The sequence below is a fragment of the Pseudomonas kuykendallii genome, from assembly GCF_900106975.1.
GTDB classification, from domain to species: Bacteria; Pseudomonadota; Gammaproteobacteria; order Pseudomonadales; family Pseudomonadaceae; genus Pseudomonas_O; species Pseudomonas_O kuykendallii.
Window position 1 is genome coordinate 134,565 of record NZ_FNNU01000002.1, and the last position, 16,314, is coordinate 150,878.

General features: G+C 68.3%; 18 protein-coding genes. 7 read left to right on the plus strand and 11 right to left on the minus strand.

Annotated elements, in window-relative coordinates; all coding sequences use genetic code 11:
* The first annotated feature begins 22 nt into the window (after positions 1–22).
* Both BLV15_RS05780 and BLV15_RS05785 read left to right on the plus strand, forming a co-directional pair.
* Positions 23–265: a hypothetical protein gene (locus BLV15_RS05780; RefSeq protein ID WP_090225459.1), complete on the plus strand. Its 243-nt coding sequence runs from the start codon at positions 23–25 to the stop codon at positions 263–265.
* A gap of 62 nt (positions 266–327) precedes the next feature.
* Positions 328–1,092: a TSUP family transporter gene (locus BLV15_RS05785; RefSeq protein WP_090225461.1), complete on the plus strand. Its 765-nt coding sequence runs from the start codon at positions 328–330 to the stop codon at positions 1,090–1,092.
* On the opposite strand, the gene BLV15_RS05790 is transcribed toward BLV15_RS05785, so the two are convergent.
* From BLV15_RS05790 to BLV15_RS05820, 7 genes are all read right to left on the minus strand, one after another.
* The gene (locus tag BLV15_RS05790) at positions 1,093–2,001 is read right to left on the minus strand and encodes a glycerophosphodiester phosphodiesterase family protein (protein ID WP_090225463.1); all 909 of its coding nucleotides are present in this window, start codon (positions 1,999–2,001) and stop codon (positions 1,093–1,095) included. It abuts the gene before it with no gap.
* A 165-nt stretch (positions 2,002–2,166) separates the two neighbouring features.
* The gene (locus BLV15_RS05795) at positions 2,167–2,739 is read right to left on the minus strand and encodes a HupE/UreJ family protein (RefSeq protein ID WP_090225464.1); all 573 of its coding nucleotides are present in this window, start codon (positions 2,737–2,739) and stop codon (positions 2,167–2,169) included.
* A 21-nt stretch (positions 2,740–2,760) separates the two neighbouring features.
* Entirely contained in the window at positions 2,761–3,375 is a 615-nt protein-coding gene (ureG, locus tag BLV15_RS05800; RefSeq protein WP_090225466.1) for an urease accessory protein UreG, read from the minus strand.
* Between the two features lie 70 nt (positions 3,376–3,445).
* Positions 3,446–4,120: an urease accessory protein UreF gene (locus BLV15_RS05805; RefSeq protein WP_090225467.1), complete on the minus strand. Its 675-nt coding sequence runs from the start codon at positions 4,118–4,120 to the stop codon at positions 3,446–3,448.
* Positions 4,117–4,617 carry an urease accessory protein UreE gene (ureE, locus tag BLV15_RS05810; protein ID WP_090225469.1) on the minus strand — a complete coding sequence of 167 codons (501 nt, stop codon included), beginning with the start codon at positions 4,615–4,617 and terminating at the stop codon, positions 4,117–4,119. The genes BLV15_RS05805 and ureE overlap by 4 nt, the downstream gene beginning before the upstream one ends.
* A gap of 221 nt (positions 4,618–4,838) precedes the next feature.
* Entirely contained in the window at positions 4,839–5,474 is a 636-nt protein-coding gene (locus tag BLV15_RS05815) for a TetR family transcriptional regulator (protein WP_090225470.1), read from the minus strand.
* Between the two features lie 185 nt (positions 5,475–5,659).
* Positions 5,660–6,160 (minus strand): hypothetical protein, encoded by a 501-nt coding sequence (locus BLV15_RS05820; protein ID WP_090225472.1) that lies wholly within the window; start codon positions 6,158–6,160, stop codon positions 5,660–5,662.
* A 309-nt stretch (positions 6,161–6,469) separates the two neighbouring features.
* Between BLV15_RS05820 and BLV15_RS05825 the strand changes: the two genes are divergently transcribed.
* Positions 6,470–8,515, plus strand: coding sequence for an AsmA family protein (locus tag BLV15_RS05825; protein ID WP_090225474.1), 2,046 nt, complete (start codon positions 6,470–6,472; stop codon positions 8,513–8,515).
* 57 nt (positions 8,516–8,572) lie between these two features.
* On the opposite strand, the gene dbpA is transcribed toward BLV15_RS05825, so the two are convergent.
* The 4 genes from dbpA to yrfG form a co-directional block, all read right to left on the minus strand.
* The gene (gene dbpA / locus BLV15_RS05830; RefSeq protein ID WP_090225476.1) at positions 8,573–9,952 is read right to left on the minus strand and encodes an ATP-dependent RNA helicase DbpA; all 1,380 of its coding nucleotides are present in this window, start codon (positions 9,950–9,952) and stop codon (positions 8,573–8,575) included.
* A gap of 224 nt (positions 9,953–10,176) precedes the next feature.
* The gene (mdtD, locus tag BLV15_RS05835) at positions 10,177–11,595 is read right to left on the minus strand and encodes a multidrug transporter subunit MdtD (protein ID WP_090225478.1); all 1,419 of its coding nucleotides are present in this window, start codon (positions 11,593–11,595) and stop codon (positions 10,177–10,179) included.
* A 60-nt stretch (positions 11,596–11,655) separates the two neighbouring features.
* The gene (locus tag BLV15_RS05840; RefSeq protein ID WP_090225479.1) at positions 11,656–12,552 is read right to left on the minus strand and encodes a LysR family transcriptional regulator; all 897 of its coding nucleotides are present in this window, start codon (positions 12,550–12,552) and stop codon (positions 11,656–11,658) included.
* 3 nt (positions 12,553–12,555) lie between these two features.
* Complete coding sequence (yrfG, locus tag BLV15_RS05845) at positions 12,556–13,230, minus strand: GMP/IMP nucleotidase (protein ID WP_090225481.1); 675 nt, start codon at positions 13,228–13,230, stop codon at positions 12,556–12,558.
* 100 nt (positions 13,231–13,330) lie between these two features.
* Here yrfG and nudE point away from each other — a divergent pair, with 100 nt between their 5' ends.
* The 4 genes from nudE to BLV15_RS05865 all read left to right on the plus strand — a co-directional run bounded on the left by nudE (position 13,331) and on the right by BLV15_RS05865 (position 16,234).
* Positions 13,331–13,897 (plus strand): ADP compounds hydrolase NudE, encoded by a 567-nt coding sequence (nudE, locus tag BLV15_RS05850; RefSeq protein ID WP_090225482.1) that lies wholly within the window; start codon positions 13,331–13,333, stop codon positions 13,895–13,897.
* The gene (cysQ, locus tag BLV15_RS05855; protein ID WP_407072451.1) at positions 13,885–14,715 is read left to right on the plus strand and encodes a 3'(2'),5'-bisphosphate nucleotidase CysQ; all 831 of its coding nucleotides are present in this window, start codon (positions 13,885–13,887) and stop codon (positions 14,713–14,715) included. The genes nudE and cysQ overlap by 13 nt, the downstream gene beginning before the upstream one ends.
* A gap of 62 nt (positions 14,716–14,777) precedes the next feature.
* Entirely contained in the window at positions 14,778–15,293 is a 516-nt protein-coding gene (locus BLV15_RS05860; protein ID WP_090225485.1) for a sigma-70 family RNA polymerase sigma factor, read from the plus strand.
* Positions 15,293–16,234, plus strand: a complete 942-nt coding sequence (locus tag BLV15_RS05865) for a DUF4880 domain-containing protein (RefSeq protein ID WP_090225487.1) — start codon at positions 15,293–15,295, stop codon at positions 16,232–16,234. The genes BLV15_RS05860 and BLV15_RS05865 overlap by 1 nt, the downstream gene beginning before the upstream one ends.
* Positions 16,235–16,314 lie beyond the last annotated feature (80 nt).

Consider the following 16,314-nt stretch of genomic DNA (forward strand, 5'->3'; position numbering starts at 1 on the left):
GGCATCACCCACGGAGCGCACGATGAGCGAAACACTTGAATTGAACCTGTCCGACGACCAGTTGCAGCTGCTTCGGCGCTACCATGCGCACACCGGCGTCAGCGCCGAGGATTATGTGATCGCGTTGCTGACCCAGACCCGGCCGACGCTGGAGGCCGTGGTGGAAGCATTCGACGAGGCCGGCGGCGACGGCGAGGCGGTGGGCCGGCTGTTCGGCAGCAGGATGGCGGACGTGTTGCGCGAGCGCGAGGCGAACGCGCGCTGACGCCGGCGATACCCTGAAAACGCGGCGGCGCACCGCACGCCCCAAGGTCCTGAGTACAGGGTATGAGCATCTGGTTGCATCTGGCTTTTCTGATCTGCGTGGCGCTGGCCACCTTCGCCCAGAGCCTCACCGGTTTCGCCTTCGGGCTGATCCTGCTGGGCCTGGTCGCGATGCTGCACCTGGCGCCGCTCAACGAGGTGTCCATCGCGGTCAGCGTGCTGACGTTGTTCAACGCGGCGGTGACCCTGGCCGGCTCGAAGACACGCATGGACATGAGCGTGCTGCGTCCGCTGCTGGTCACCAGCCTGCCCGGCGTGGTGATCGGCATCCTGCTGCTCGGCTGGCTTAGCGGCAGCCAGGTGACGCTGCTGCGGGTGCTGCTGGGCGGGGTGATCCTGCTCTGCAGCCTGATGCTGGTGATGCAGACCCGGCCGCGCGCGCAGCGCTCCGGGCCGCTGTCGTTCCACGTCGCCGGCGCGCTCACCGGCCTGCTCGGCGGGCTCTTCGCCAGCGGCGGGCCGCCGGTTGTCTATCACCTGTATCGCCAGCCGCTGCCCTACGAAGTCATCCGCAACACGCTGGTCGCGGTGTTCGCCGCCAATGCGCTGCTGCGCATCGCCCTGGTGCTGGTGCAGGGGCATTTCACCCTCAACGTGCTGCTGCTTAGCGCCGAGGCCTTGCCGTTGGTGCTGGTCCTCAGTTGGCTGGTCAAGCGCTATCCGCCGCCGCTGTCTCTGCGGGCGATCCGCTGGATCGTCTTCAGCCTGCTGGTGATCGCCGGCAGCAGCCTGATCGGCGAGGCACTGCCAGGCCTGCTGGGGCGCTGATCAGGGCCTGGGGGCGATGCGCGTCGGCCGGCCGAGCAGTTGCAGGGCGCGCTCGGGGTAGTCGGTGATCAGCCCGTCGGCGCCCATGTCCAGCAACTGACGCATTTCCGGTTGCTCGTTGATCGTCCACAGCTGCACCGCCAGGCCGCGCGCCCTCGCGTTGGCGAACAGCCGCGCGGAGGCGAGCTGGGCGTCGCCGCTGCGCGGTGGAATCTGCAGCACCTGGTAGGACGGCGAGAGCACGCCGGCCAGGCCGACCCAGTTCAGCGCCGCCAGCAGGCGCACCGAGGTCGGCCCGGCGGCGGTGGCGACGCCGGGGCAGAGCTCGCGGAACAGTTGCAGGCTGCGCTCGTGGAAGCTGGCGACGATCACCTTGTCGCGCTGGCCGGCACTTTTCAGCAGCGCACACAGGCGCTCCTCCACGCCGGCGTCGGCGCTCTTGATCTCGATCGACTTGGGCCGCTCCGGCAGCCGCGCGAAGACTTCGGCCAGGCTCGGGATGCGGATGCCCTGGCCGCGGTATGGGTAGGTTTCACCACCGTCGGCGGTCCAGGTGTAGCCGGCATCGAGCGCCTGCAACTGCGCCAGGCTCAGCGCCGCCACTGGCCCGCGGCCGTTGCTGGTGCGCTCCAGCGCCTCGTCGTGGATCACCACCAGGTCGCCGTCCCGGCTGGCGCGCACGTCAAGTTCCAGCATGTCCACGCCCAGCGCATCGGCGCGCTCGAAGGCGAACAGGGTGTTCTCCGGCCACAGGCCCATGCCGCCGCGGTGGGCGATCACCAGCGGCTGCTCGCCGAGTTCGACGAGCACCGGCGGGCGGCTGGCCGGATGGCTGGTCAGCAGCAGGCCAAGCAGCACGGCAGCGAGCAGCAGCAGGGGAATCAGCAGGAAGCGGACGAAGCGCAGCATGGTCGGTCCATCGGACGAGGCGGGAGTGGTCGACTATGCCAAAGCGGCCGGTGAAAGGGCAGGTGCGACGTTGCGTGGAGCGGGTGATTGGTGCGCACGGCGCACCCTACGAGAGCGGCGCGCACACCGTAGGGTGCGCCATGCGCACCCTCAGTGTTGCGGTCATCAGCCGGCCAGCATCCATGCGCCGGTGATGGCCGAGGCGGCGCCGGCGAGGCGGACCAGCGGCGCGGCGGCTTGCGGCAGGACGCGCACCAGCGCATAGCCGATGGCATGCAGCGCGGCGGTGGCGGCGACGAAGCCGGCGGCATAGCCCCAGGGGCTGGCGATTTCCGGCAGCTCGAGACCATGGGCGACGCCGTGGGCGAGGGCGAACAGCGCGGTCAGGGCGACCGCCACGGCCATCGGCGGACGTACCGCGACGGCGACCAGCAGGCCGAGGGCGAGCACCGAGCTGGCGATGCCTTGTTCCATGAACGGCAGTTCCATGCCCTCGAAGCCGAACAGCCCGCCGATCAGCATGGTGCCGACGAAGGTCGCCGGCAGCGCCCAGCGCGCGGCACCTTTCTGCTGCGCCGCCCAGAGGCCGACGGCGAGCATCGCCAGCAGGTGGTCCAGGCCGGTGATCGGGTGGGCGATGCCCGACATCAGCCCGGAAGCGTCATGGCCCGGATGGGCGAAGGCCAGCGCCGGGGTGAAGGCGAGGGCAAGGGCGTAAAGCGAGTGGCGAAGCTTCATGGAGGTCTCCTGGTGATGGGCTCAGGCGGCGCTGAGCATGCCGTGGCGTTCGATGAAGGCGATGATCTGGTCCAGACCCTGGCCGACTTTCTGGTTGCTGAAGACGAACGGCTTGTCGCCGCGCATCTTGCGGGTGTCGCTGTCCATCATCTCCAGCGAAGCGCCGACCAGCGGGGCGAGGTCGATCTTGTTGATCACCAGCAGGTCGGACTTGCAGATGCCCGGGCCGCCCTTGCGCGGCAGCTTGTCGCCGGCGGACACGTCGATCACGTAGATGGTCAGGTCGGACAGCTCGGGACTGAAGGTCGCCGAGAGGTTGTCGCCGCCGGATTCGACGATGATCAGGTCAAGCCCCGGGAAGCGCCGGTTGAGCTGGTCGACGGCTTCCAGGTTGATCGAGGCGTCCTCGCGGATCGCCGTGTGCGGGCAACCGCCGGTTTCCACGCCGATGATCCGCTCCGGCGCCAGGGCTTCGTTGCGCACCAGGAACTGCGCGTCTTCCTGGGTATAGATGTCGTTGGTCACCACGGCGAGGTTGTAGCGTTCGCGCAGCGCCAGGCACAGCGCGAGGGTCAGCGCGGTCTTGCCGGAACCGACCGGACCGCCGATGCCGACACGCAAGGGTTGGCTGTTCATATCGTTGTCTCTCCCATGTCTATCCGTGTGCCGCGCACACGGGGCGCGCGGCGGCTGATTGGTTGCGCCTTCACGAGCGGAACAGGCGGCTGTACTGGCGTTCGTGGGCCATGCTGCTCAGGGCCAGGCCGAAGGCGGCACTGCCCCAGGTGTCCGCGGTGCGTTCGCTGGCCTCGCGCTGTGCCTGCTGCAAGGCGGGCAACAGCTCGGAGGTCAGCCGCTGCGCGGCCTGCTGGCCGAGCGGCAGGGTCTTCATCAATACCGCCAGCTGGTTTTCCAGCCAGCCCCAGAGCCAGGCGGCGAGGGCATCCTGCGCGTCGATCTTCCAGGCGCGGGCGGCCAGCGCCCAGGTTACCGCCAGGCCGGGTTCGTCGAGTTCGCCGAGCAGCGTGCGGGCCGCTTCATCCATCTCGGGCAGGCCTTCGAGCAACTGCTGCAGCGAGTAGCCCATCTGCCGGCTCTCCAGGCGCAGCTCGCGGGTTTCCCGGCTGGCGCGCTGCTCGCCGGCGAGGCGTTTGAGTTCATCCCAGTCGCCCTCGGCGGCGGCCACGCAGTGGGCCAGCAGCAGCGGCGCCTCGAAGCGCGCGAGGTTGAGCAGCAACTGGTCGGCGATCCAGCGCCGGGCGCTGGCGCTGTCCTTCACCTGCGCCTGCTCGACGGCCATTTCCAGCCCCTGGGAATAGCTGTAGCCGCCGATCGGCAACTGCGGGCTGGCCAGGCGCAACAGGGCCCAGGCGGGATTCACGGTTTGCTGCCGAACTGGTGCAGGCGCGGCGCGTAGCTGAATTCGGCTTCGCCGGCGTGCGAGTGGTGATGACCGCCGCCGTAGGCGCCGTGCTCCGGTTGGTACGGCGCCTCGATGGCTTCGACGTGGGCGCCGAGCTGTTCGAGCATGTCCCGGAGCACGTAGTCGTCGGGCAGGCGCAGCCAGCCGTCGCCCAGTTGCAGGGCGACGTGGCGGTTGCCCAGGTGGTAGGCGGCGCGGGTCAGTTCGAAGGCGTTGGCGCAGGTCACGTGCATCAGCGGTTCGGCGCGGGCGCGAACGCGGACGATGCGGCCGTCCTCGGCCTGCAGGCATTCGCCATCGGCGAGCGGTGGCTGGCCGCGTTCGAGGAACAGGCCGACGTCTTCGCCGGTGCTGCTGAAGCAGCGCAGGCGACTCTTGCTGCGCGCCTCAAAGGTCATTTCCAGTTCCGCGTCCCATTCGGTGCGGGGTTCGATGCGACGGTGAATCACGAGCATGGTGGTTTCCGGGGCTGAACGTGGCGTAGGCAGAGCAAGGGACTTGCCAAGTCCGTGCCGCCCTCGGGCGGCGCGCTGCGGCGGGGGACTGCGCGAAATTGAACCCCTGGTCAGGTTTGCTTTGGTGCCGAGGTGCGATGGGTGCGCCGTTATGGTGCGCAAAGCCCGTGCGCGGGTGGGCCAGTATGCCAAAGCAGGGCAAGCGTGGGGCGTCTCGGCGCTCAGCCCTGCGAGCCGTTCAGCCCGAGCCAGTGCTTGCCGCCGATGAAGATGAAGCGCAGCTGCTGGGTGATCTTGGCTTCGGCGCTCAGGTGCGCGGGCAGCGAATCGGAGGGTGGGTCGATGAGTTCGGGGAGGGTGGCGAACACCGCTTTCACCACCAGATCGGAGATCACGTCCAGCGCCGCGTCGTCGAGCTGCGGCATGCGGTTCATCAGCTTGAGGTCGGCCGCGAGGTCGTCGGTGATGCGCTGGCGCAGGCTGGAGATGGCCTGGCGCACCGGGCGCGAGCCGCCGTACTGCTCGCGGGCGAGGAAGAGGAACTGCTCGCGGTTGGCGCTCACCGCGTCTAGGAAAATCCGCGTGCTGGCCTCGACCAGCCCGCCCAGCTCGAACTCGTTGCGGCGCACCACGCGCAGGGTTTCGCGAAAGGTCTCGCCGACTTCCTCGACCAGCGCCAAGCCAAGCTGATCCATGCCCTCGAAGTGGCGATAGAAGCCCGTGGGGACGATGCCGGCGCAGCGTGCGACTTCGCGCAGGCTCAGGCTGCCGAAGCCGCGCCCGCTGTCCATCAGGCTGCGCGCGGCGGCCAGCAGGGCGTGGCGGGTCTGCAGTTTCTGTTCGGCGCGTGGAGGCATGCGAGGGCGACGGCGAGCGGGGAGGTGGCCGCACTCTAGCAAAAGGATTTCGCGCCCGTCGATGTCTGGTGATCAGTCGTGCACTGAGCGTGCGGGCGGGGTGTTGCTTGGGCATTCGCGGAAAAGCGCTGGCCGAAAATGAACAAAGCCCGGACGGGCCGGGCTTTTGTCATCTATCGAGGGCTTCAAGCGACTTTACCGCCGGTACGTTCGAAACCGCTGTCGGCGACTTTACCGCCGGTACGCTCGAAACCGCTGTCGGCAACTTTACCGCCAGTGCGTTCGAAGCCGCTGTCGGCAACTTTGCCACCGGTGCGTTCGAAGCCGCTGTCGGCGACTTTGCCACCGGTGCGCTCGAAACCGCTGTCGGCGACTTTGCCACCGGTGCGTTCGAAGCCGCTGTCGGCGACTTTGCCACCGGTGCGCTCGAAACCGCTGTCGGCGACTTTGCCACCGGTGCGCTCGAAACCGCTGTCGGCGACTTTGCCACCGGTGCGTTCGAAACCGCTGTCAGCGACCTTGCCGCCGATACGCTCGAAGCCACTGTCGGCTTGGGGATTGACGATCTGGTGGTAGGCGCTGGCGGCCTTGGCTTCGCCCAGGAACGGTTGGGGCGACTGCGGAAGGGCGAAAGCGGTGGAGGTCAGGGTGGCCAGAATCACGCTTGCAAGGATTTGAGTTTTCATTTGAGTGGCTCCTCATGGGGGGCGATAAGTGGGGTACGGAGCCAATACTACTCAGGAAAATTCGATCAAAAAGTCGTTCCAGGGAATAGTAAAGATCGACTTCATTGATGCTTGGTGAAAATCCAGCCATTTCAGGCAGTTAAGGCTGCACCAAAGCGATTCGCCGGCTTTGGTGGCGCCCTTTGGGTGTGCATTTTCAGTCGCCGCCGCTGGGATGTTGGCGAAGCTTTCGGGGAGTCATCGCCGGGGTTTTCCAGTCGATAGGTAGGAGCGCTGCATCCGTCCGCGGCGCCTGGCTGGAGGGAGCGCATGACGCGTGCAAAGAAGATTCTGATCTGGAGTGTTGCCGGGCTGCTGCTGTTGCTGGCCGCGCTGGTGGTGTTCGTCGCCACCTTCGACTGGAACCGCGCGAAGCCGACGATCAACGAGAAGGTGTCGGAGGCGCTCGGACGGCCGTTCGCCATCGACGGCAATCTCGCCGTGGAGTGGCGCCGCGAGCCCGACGAGAAAGGCTGGCGCGGGCAGGTGCCCTGGCCGCACGTGAGCGCCGAGAAGCTGCGTGTCGGCAACCCGGAATGGGCCAAGGGCGATCATATGGTGGCGCTGGAGCGGGTCGAGGCGAGTCTGTCGCCGCTGGCCCTGCTGTCGAAGACCGTGCGCATTCCGCGCATCCAGCTGACCGCCGCCGATGCCGAGCTCGAACGCCTCGCCGATGGCCGCGACAACTGGACCTTCGATCTGGGCAGTGACGAGCCGAAGGACGAGGAGCCGTCGCCCTGGACGCTGGACATCGGCACCATCGGCTTCGACAAGGGCCAGGTGCGCTATGACGACCGAACCCTGCAGGCCAAGGTCCAGGTCGACGTGCAGCCGCTGGGCAAGCCGATCCCGTTCAGCGATATCGTCGGCAAGGCGCGGGCCGACGCCGGCACGCAACAGGGCGCTGCGGCGCAGGATTATGCGTTCGCCTGGCAGGCCAAGGGCAGCTACCGCGCGCAGCCGGTGAGCGGCGAGGGCAAGGTCGGCGGCCTGCTGGCGCTGCAGGACGCCGCCCAGCCGTTCCCGGTGCAGGTGGATCTGCGCGCCGGCGCGACCCGCGTGCAGGTGGAAGGCACGCTCACCGATCCGAAGAACCTCGGCGCGCTCGACCTGCGCCTGCGGATGTCCGGTGACAGCCTCGGCAACCTGCAGCCGCTGATCGGCGTGGTCCTGCCGGACAGTCCGAAATACGCCACCGACGGGCGCCTGATCGCGCGGCTGCGGGACGCCGACGGCGCCAGCTACGAATACCGCGAGTTCAACGGCCGCATCGGCGACAGCGACATCCATGGCAGCCTGACCTTCGTCGCGCGCCAGCCGCGGCCGAAGCTTTCCGGCACGCTGACCTCCAACCAGTTGCTGTTCAGCGACCTGGCCCCGTTGATCGGCGCCGACTCCAACGAAGAGAAGAAAGCCCGTGGCGAATCCAGCGTGCAGCCGACGGACAAGGTGCTGCCTTACGAGCGGTTCGAGACCGAGGCCTGGCGCAGCATGGACGCCGACGTCAGCTTCACCGGCAGGAAGATCGTGCATGGCGAGACGCTACCGATCAGCGACCTGACCACCCATGTGGTCCTCAACGACGGCGCGCTGAGCCTGGAACCGCTGCGCTTCGGCATGGCCGGCGGCACGCTGGATACGCACATCGTCCTCGACGGCCGGCAGACGCCGTTGCGCGGCAGCGCGCAGCTCAAGGCGCGCCAGCTCAAGCTCAAGCAGCTGTTCCCGTCGGTGCAGGCGATGCAGAGCAGCCTCGGCGAGCTGAACGGCGACGCCAGCATCGCCGGCACCGGCAACTCGGTGGCGGCGCTGCTCGGTTCGGCCAACGGCGACCTGCGCCTGCTGATGAACGACGGCGTGGTTAGTCGCGGCCTGATGGAAATCGCCGGGTTGAACGTCGGGAATTACCTGGCGAGCCGGTTGTTCGGCGACGACGAGGTGCAGATCAACTGCGCCGCTGCCGACCTCGGCATCAAGGACGGCCTGGCCACCAGCCGGGTGTTCCTGCTCGATACCGAGAACTCGGTGATCCGCATCGACGGCTGGGCGAACATGAAGACCGAGCAGCTGGATTTCGACATCGTGCCCAAGTCCAAGGGTGTGCGGATCATCTCGCTGCGCTCGCCGCTCTATGTGCGCGGAACCTTCAAGGAGCCGAAGCCGGGCGTTCACGCCGGCCAGTTGGTGGCGCGCGGTGCGGGGCTGATCGCGCTGGGCGTGGCAGTGGCGCCGGTGGCCGGGTTGCTGGCGCTGGTGGCGCCCAGCGGTGGCCAGGCCGACCAGTGCGCGCCGGTGCTCCAGCAGATGAAGAAGTGAGCCGCAGCGCCGTCGGACGGACATGGCGGGCGCTCGACGGCCCGCCATGCGCCGCCCTCAGAGCATCCGGACCTTGAACGACTTGCCCTTGATCCTGCCCTCGGCGAGGCGCTTGAGCGCCTGACGGGCGATCCCGCGTTCGACGGCGACGAACGCCTGGAAGTCGAAGATCGCGATCTTGCCGACCTGGGCGCCGGGAATGCCGGCCTCGCCGGTGAGCGCGCCGAGGATGTCGCCGGGGCGGATCTTCTCCTTGCGTCCGCCGTTGATGCACAAGGTCGTCATTGGCGCCTGCAGCGGCGCGCCATCGCGGGGTTTCAGGCTGTTCAGCGGGTGCCAGTTGAGCGGCGCCTTCTGCAGCGTCTCGATGGCCTGGGCGCGATGCGCCTCGGCGGGAGCGACCAGGCTCATCGCCAGGCCCTTGTTGCCGGCGCGCCCGGTGCGGCCGACCCGGTGGATGTGGATTTCCGGATCGCGCGCCAGTTCGACGTTGATCACCATGTCCAGCGCATCGATGTCCAGCCCGCGGGCCGCGACATCGGTGGCCACCAGCACCGACAGGCTGCGGTTGGCGAACATCGCCAGCACCTGGTCGCGGTCGCGCTGCTCCAGGTCGCCGTTCAGCGCCATCGCCGAAATGCCGTGGGCGCCGAGGTGCTCGACCAGCTCCTGGCACTGCTGCTTGGTGAAGCAGAAGGCCACGCAGGATTCCGGTCGGTAGGCCGCGAGCAGCTTGAGCACGGCATCCATGCGCTGCTCGGGTGCGATCTCGTAGAAGCGCTGCTCGATCTGCTCGCCATCGTGCAGGGCTTCGATGCGGACCTGCTGCGGGTCGCGCATGAACACCGCGGAGAGCTGCTTGATCGCCGCCGGGTAGGTGGCGGAGAACAGCAGCGTCTGCCGCTTCTTCGGGGTCTGCCCGATGATCTCGGCGATGGCGTCGTAGAAGCCCATGTCGAGCATGCGGTCGGCTTCGTCGAGTATCAGCGTATTGAGCCCGTCGAGTTTCAGCGTGCCCTTCTTCAGGTGCTCCTGGATGCGTCCCGGCGTCCCGACGATGACGTGGGCGCCGTGCTCCAGCGAGCCGATCTGCGGGCCGATGGAGACGCCGCCGCAGAGCGTGAGGATCTTGATGTTGTCGGCGGCGCGGGCCAGCCGGCGCAGCTCCTTGGCGACCTGGTCGGCGAGTTCGCGGGTCGGGCAGAGCACCAGGGCCTGGCAGCCGAAGTAGCGCGGGTTGAGCGGGTTCAGCAGGCCGATGCCGAACGCGGCGGTCTTGCCGCTGCCGGTCTTGGCCTGGGCGATCAGGTCCATGCCCTTGAGAATCACCGGCAGGCTCTGCGCCTGGATCGGCGTCATCGACGCGTAGCCGAGCGCCTCTAGGTTGGCCAGCATGGCCGCGGAAAGCGGCAGGGAGGAAAAAGCGGTCGTGGTCACGGAAGCGGCCTGGGGTGCGGAAATGTCGCGCAGTGTAACAGGCGCGCCGCGCGCGGCTCAGGCCGCCAGGCGGCTCTCGGGCGCGAGCCCGGGCCGGCAGCGTAGCAAGATCGTCGGTACTGCACCCCTCTCCCATTCATGGGAGAGGGGCTGGGGGAGAGGGAGGAGGCTGATCGAGTTCGACCACCGCTGACGTGAACAGCCTTACGGGCCTGAACCGCGCCTCAGCCTTCCACCTCGATCTTGCTGTCGATGTCCGTGCCGTTGCGGCCCTGGCGGTCATCGAGCTGGAGGAAAATGAACGCGGCCAGCATCGACAGCCCGCCGATGCAGAGGAAGGTCATCTGGAAGGCGTGCAGCACCGAGCCGCCGTCGTCCAGGGTGAAGCCGCCGAGCAGCGCCGCGGCGGAGGCCACGCCGAGGCTCATCGCCAGTTGCACCACCACCGAGAGCAGGCTGTTGCCACTGCTGGCTTCCTCGTCGCGCAAGCCGATCAGGGTGATGGTGTTCATCGCGGTGAACTGCAGCGAGTTGATCGCGCCGATGAAGGCCAACTGGACCAGCAGCACCGGGTACGGCAGGCCCTCGCCGGCCAGCGCCAGGCTGGCGATCAGCGCGCCGAGCAGCAGGGTGTTGCCGGTGAGGATGTTGCGGTAGCCGAGACGGTCGATCAGCGGCTTTGCCAGCGGCTTCATCGCCATCGCCGCGGCGGCCAGCGGGATCATGCTCATCCCGGCCTGGGCCGGCGAATAACCCATCGCCACCTGCAGCAGCAGCGGCGTGAGGAACGGCAGCGCGCCGCTGCCCAAGCGTGCGAACAGGTTGCCGAGGATGCCCACGGCGAAGCTGCGGTTGGCGAACAGACTGGGGCTGAACAGCGGTTTGTCGACCTTGCCGGCACGCAGCCAGTAGGCGGCGAGGCAGGCGAGGCCGCCGACCAGCAGGAGCATCACCCGCACGTGTGGCAGTTTCAGCTCGCCGAGGCCCTCCAGAGCGATGGTGATCAGCACCATCGCCGCGCCGAACAGGGCGAAGCCGACGCCGTCGAAGCGCGTGCGTTCGGCGCCGCGCAGGTCCGGCATGTAGCGCAGCGCGGCCCAGCAGCCGAGCGCGCCGACCGGCAGGTTGATCAGGAAGATCCAGTGCCAGGAGGCGTATTCCACCAGCCAGCCGCCGAGGGTCGGGCCTATCAGCGGGCCTACCAGGCCGGGCAGGGTGATGAAGCTCATGATCCGCACCAGGTCGCTGCGCGGGTAGGCGCGCAGCACCACCAGGCGTCCCACCGGCATCATCAGCGCGCCGCCGATGGCCTGCAGCACACGGGCGCAGACCAGTTGGCTGAAATTGTGCGAGAGCGCGCAGAGCAGCGAACCGACGCTGAACAGCAGGATCGCGGCGAAGAAGATCCGCCGCGTGCCGAAGCGGTCGGCGATCCAGCCGGAGGCTGGGATCAGCAGTGCCACGGTGAGCATGTAGGCGATCACCACGCCCTGCATGCGCAGCGGGTTCTCGGCGAGATCGGCGGCCATCGCCGGCAGCGCGGTGTTGAGGATGGTCCCGTCCAGGGTCTGCATGAAGAAGGCGATGGCCACGATCCAGGGCAGGAAGCGGGCGGTGCGGGCGTCGAGCGTAGGCAGAGGCATGGCGATCCGGATCAGAAGGGCGTGCTGTTTAGATAGCGTGCGCAGGCGGGGTTCCGGCGGTCAACCGCTTCCGGCTGCCTCCAGAAGCTCGATCATCTGCGCGAAACAGGCATCGGCGAGCGCCGAGCGCGGCTCGCTGTGACGCATGATCAGGCCCAGCGGCGCGAGCGTATGGGCGTCGTCGATCGGGTGCAGGCAAAGATTCTCCACCAGCCCGGCGAGCCCGCTGTCCAGCGGCATCACCGCGCAGCAGAGGCCGCCGCGCACCGCCTGGAGCAACTGGTGCACCGCGTCGGTCTCCAGCAGCGGCTGTACCTTCAGACCGCGGGAACGGAACGCGTGGTCGATGGACTGGCGAAAGTGCATGCCGCCGGACAGCATTCCCAGCGGCAGCTCGATGAGCGCGTCCCAGCTCAGCGCGCCAGCACCGAACGTGAAGTGGGCCGGATCGTAGAGCAGGCCCATGCGCGTCTCGAGCAGCGCCAGGCTGTGGAAATGCCGCGCATCCAGCCCGTCCAGGTAGGAGAGGCCGAGGTCCAGCCGGTTGCTCGCGAGCTGTTCGAGGATCTGCTCCGAACTCAGTGCCGAGAGCTGGAAGCGCAGGCTCGGGTGGCGCTGGTTGAGGCGTCGCAGCAGCGGCAACGGGTCGAAGCTGGACAGCGGCACCATGCCTAGCCGCAGGGTGCCGACCAGGTTGCCGCGGCAGGCGGCGGCCTCCGCCTGCAGGCCGTCGACCGCCGCCAGAGTGGTCCGCGCCCAGGCCAGGATGCGTTCGCCCGGCTCGGTGAAACCCTCGAAACGCTGGCCGCGCCGCACCAGCTCCAGGCCGAGTTCCTCTTCCAGGCCGCGCAGGCGCATCGACAGGGTCGGCTGGGTGATATGGCAGCGCGCCGCGGCCTGGCCGAAATGGCGCGTCTCGTCGAGGGCGATCAGAAAACGCAGCTGCTTGATGTCCACGGCTCAGGCCTCCGCCAGAGTGCCGGGCAGCACCTGGCGATAATCCTCGACGGCGGCGAACTCCTCGGTGTCGCGCAACTGGCCGCGGCTGTCCGGCTGGCGCACGGCGAGCAACTGGGCGACGCCGAACTGCCGCGCGCTGCGCAGGATCGGCAGGCTGTCGTCGATGAACAGGCTGCGCGCCGGATCGAACCCGAAGTCCTCTTGCAGGGCGAACCAGAACTGCTGGTCTTCCTTGGGAAAGCCGTAGTCGTGGGAGCTGATGAGGCGGTCGAAATAGGGCGCCAGGGCGACCTTCTCCATCTTCAGCGACAGCGAATCGCGGTGTGCGTTGGTGATCAGCGCGACCCGCTTGCCGGCGGCGCGCACGGCGGCGAGGAAGGTGTCGGCGTCGGGCCGCAGGGCGATCAGGTGGGCCACTTCACGCTTGATCTCGCGGATCGACAGGCCCAGCTCGCGGCTCCAGAAATCCGTGCAGTACCAGTTCAGCGTGCCGGCGTGCTCGCGGAACAGCGGCAGCAGCTCGGCGCGGGCCCGCTCGGCGGACACGCCGTGATGCTCGGCATAGCGCCGCGGCAGGTGTTCCAGCCAGAAGTGGTTGTCGAAGTGCAGGTCGAGCAGGGTGCCGTCCATGTCGAGCAGCACGGTGTCGATTTCGGACCAGGGCAGGGTGGTCATGGCGGGTTCCTCGCGGCCGGTCGCGCTGGGCGGTGAATCTCCGACGGGGATAATCGGGAAAGGCGCGGTATGATACCCGTTCGCGCCAAGGAGTCAGCCCATGCGTCAGAAACCCACCGTACTCGCCCGCGAGATCGTCGCCAAAAGTCGCCTGTTTTCCGTCGAGGAGTTGCAGTTGCGCTTCTCCAACGGCGTCGAGCGGACCTACGAACGGCTCGCCAGCAAGGGCGTCGGCTACGGCGCGGTGATGATCGTGGCGCTGACCGACAGCGATCACGCGCTGCTGGTGGAGGAGTATTGCGCGGGCACCGACGACTACCAGTTGTCGCTGCCCAAGGGCCTCATCGAGCCGGGCGAGGACGTGCTGGTCGCCGCCGAGCGCGAGCTCAAGGAAGAGGCCGGCTTCGGCGCGCGGCGCCTGGAATACCTCACCGAGCTGTCGCTGTCGCCGGGCTACATGAGCCAGAAGATCCAGGTGGTGCTGGCCCGCGACCTTTATCCGGAAAGCCTGCCGGGCGACGAGCCCGAGCCGCTGGGCGTCAGCCAGGTCAACCTGCGCGAACTGTCGAGCCTGGTGCAGCACCCGCAGTTCAGCGAGGGCCGCGCCCTGGCGGCGTTGTACCTGGCGCGCGACCTGCTTGCCCAGCGCGGCGAATTCGTCCTGTGAGCGCCGCTCTGCTGCCCGCGGTGATCGAGCTGGTGCAGCGCGCCGGCGCGGCGATCATGCCCTACTGGCGCAGCGACCTGGCGGTGCGGGAAAAGTCCGACGCCTCGCCGGTCACCGCCGCCGATCTCGCCGCCCATCGGGTGCTGGCGGACGGCCTGCGGGCGCTCGATCCGACGATTCCGGTGCTGTCCGAGGAGGATTGCGAGATCGCCCTGGGCGAGCGCGAACGCTGGCAGCGCTGGTGGCTGGTCGACCCGCTGGACGGCACCAAGGAGTTCATCGCCGGCTCCGAGGAATTCACCGTCAACGTCGCCCTGATCGAGCGCGGCCGCGTGCTGTTCGGTGTGGTCGGGATTCCCTGTTCCGGGCGCTGCTATTACGGCGGCGCCGGCAGCGGTGCGTTCCTGTGCGAGCGCGATGGCGCGCCCATGCCGATCGCCGTGCGCGCGCAGCCGGCGGAGCGTTTCACCGTAGTTGCCAGCCGCCGCCATTCCAGCCCGGCGCAGGAACGCCTGCTGCAGGGGCTGAGCGAGCGCTTTGGCGACCTGCAGCTGGCCAGCGTCGGCAGCTCGTTGAAGTTCTGCCTGCTCGCCGAGGGCGCGGCCGACTGTTATCCGCGCCTGGCCCCCACCTCGCAGTGGGACACCGCGGCGGCCCAGGGCGTGCTCGAAGGCGCGGGCGGCGAGGTGCTCGACATCCACGGCGCGCCGCTGGCCTACGAGGCGCGCGAGTCCTACCTCAACCCGCATTTCCTCGCCCTGCCGAAGGCGGTGGACTGGCGCGACGACCTGGTGCGGCTGGCGCAACGGCTGGACTGATCGCCGCTGGAAGCCCTTTATGATATTAATTATCATTTGCTCGAAATGGGCGGGGGATTTCCATGAACAGCGAAGGCATAGTCAGGCCGAACGACCTGCAGCGGCTCTATGCCGATCACCACGGCTGGCTGCAAGGCTGGCTGAGGCACCAGCTCGGATGCGCGCATAACGCCGCCGACCTCGCCCAGGACACCTTCCTCCGCGTGCTCGCCCGCGATCACGACGTCGCCACCATCCGCGAGCCACGTGCCTACCTGCACACCATCGCCAAAAGCCTGCTGGTCAACCACTGGCGGCGCCGGCAGATCGAGCAGGCGTATCTCGATGCGCTTGCGCTGCAACCGGAGACACTGGCGCCCTCGCCGGAAACCCGGGCGCTGATCGTCGAGACGCTGCTGCAGGTGGATGCGCTGCTGGCGCGGCTGCCGGAAAAGGTCCGCCGCGCCTTTCTGCTCTCCCAGCTGCACGGCCTCACCTACGTGCAGATCGCCGGCGAGCTGGGCGTCTCCGAGCGGATGGTGAAGAAGTACATGGCGCAGGCGATGCTGCAGTGCCTGACGCTGATGGACGACGCCTGATGAGCCAGAATTTCCGCGTGTTGCAGGAAGCGGCGGACTGGTTCGCCGTGCTGCATTCCGGGCGCGTGGGCGAGGACGAGCGGCAGGCCTGGCAGGCCTGGCTGGCGCACCCGGATCATGCCCATGCCTGGCGCAAGGTGGAGCGCCTCAGCGGCCAGCTGCAACGCCTCTCCAGCGAGCCTGGCGGCCGCGCAGCCGCCGGCGTGCTGCGCAGCCGCGGCGGTCGTAGACAGGCGCTGAAGACACTTGGCGTGCTCTGTGGCGGTGGCGCGCTGGCCTGGCTCGGCGGTGATCGGCTGACCGCGCGCGGCTGGTTCGCCAGCCAGCGCAGCGCGGTCGGCGAGATCCGCGACCTGCGCCTGGCGGATGGCTCGCAGCTGTGGCTGAACACCGACAGCGCGGTGGACATCGCTTTCGACGATGCCGCGCGGACCCTGTCGCTGTACCGCGGCGAGATCCTCGTCGACGCCCCGACCGAGCGCCGCCCGCTGTTGTTGCGCAGTGCCGAGGGCGTGCTGCGCAGCGAACGGGGCGCGCGCTTTTCGCTGCGCCAGCTCGACGGTGAAACCCAGCTCAGCCTGTATGCCGGCGACTTCCTGCTGCGCGGCGCCGGGCAGTCGGCGGCGACGCTCTTGTCGGCGGGCCGGCAATGGCGGTTTTCCTCCGCCGGGTCGATCGCCAGCGGGCCGCTGGAGCGCGCGCGGCAGGCCTGGGCCAGCGGCATGCTGCTGGCCGACGATATGCGCCTGGACGCGTTCCTCGCCGAACTGGCTCGCTACCGCCACGGCTACCTCGGCTGCGATCCGCGCATCGCCGGGCTGCGCGTGGTCGGTGCCTTCCCGCTGGCCGATACCGAGCGCGTGCTCGATGCGCTCGCCGGCACCCTGCCGGTGCGCGTGCAGCGTCGGTTGCCATGGTGGGTGAGCCTGGAGCCGGCCTGATTCCGGCAGCAAAAAAAACCGTTCGGGCGGTTCCCCTTTTTCGTTCTCGCTTGGCTTTAGAGGCAATCACCGCCCTTCAA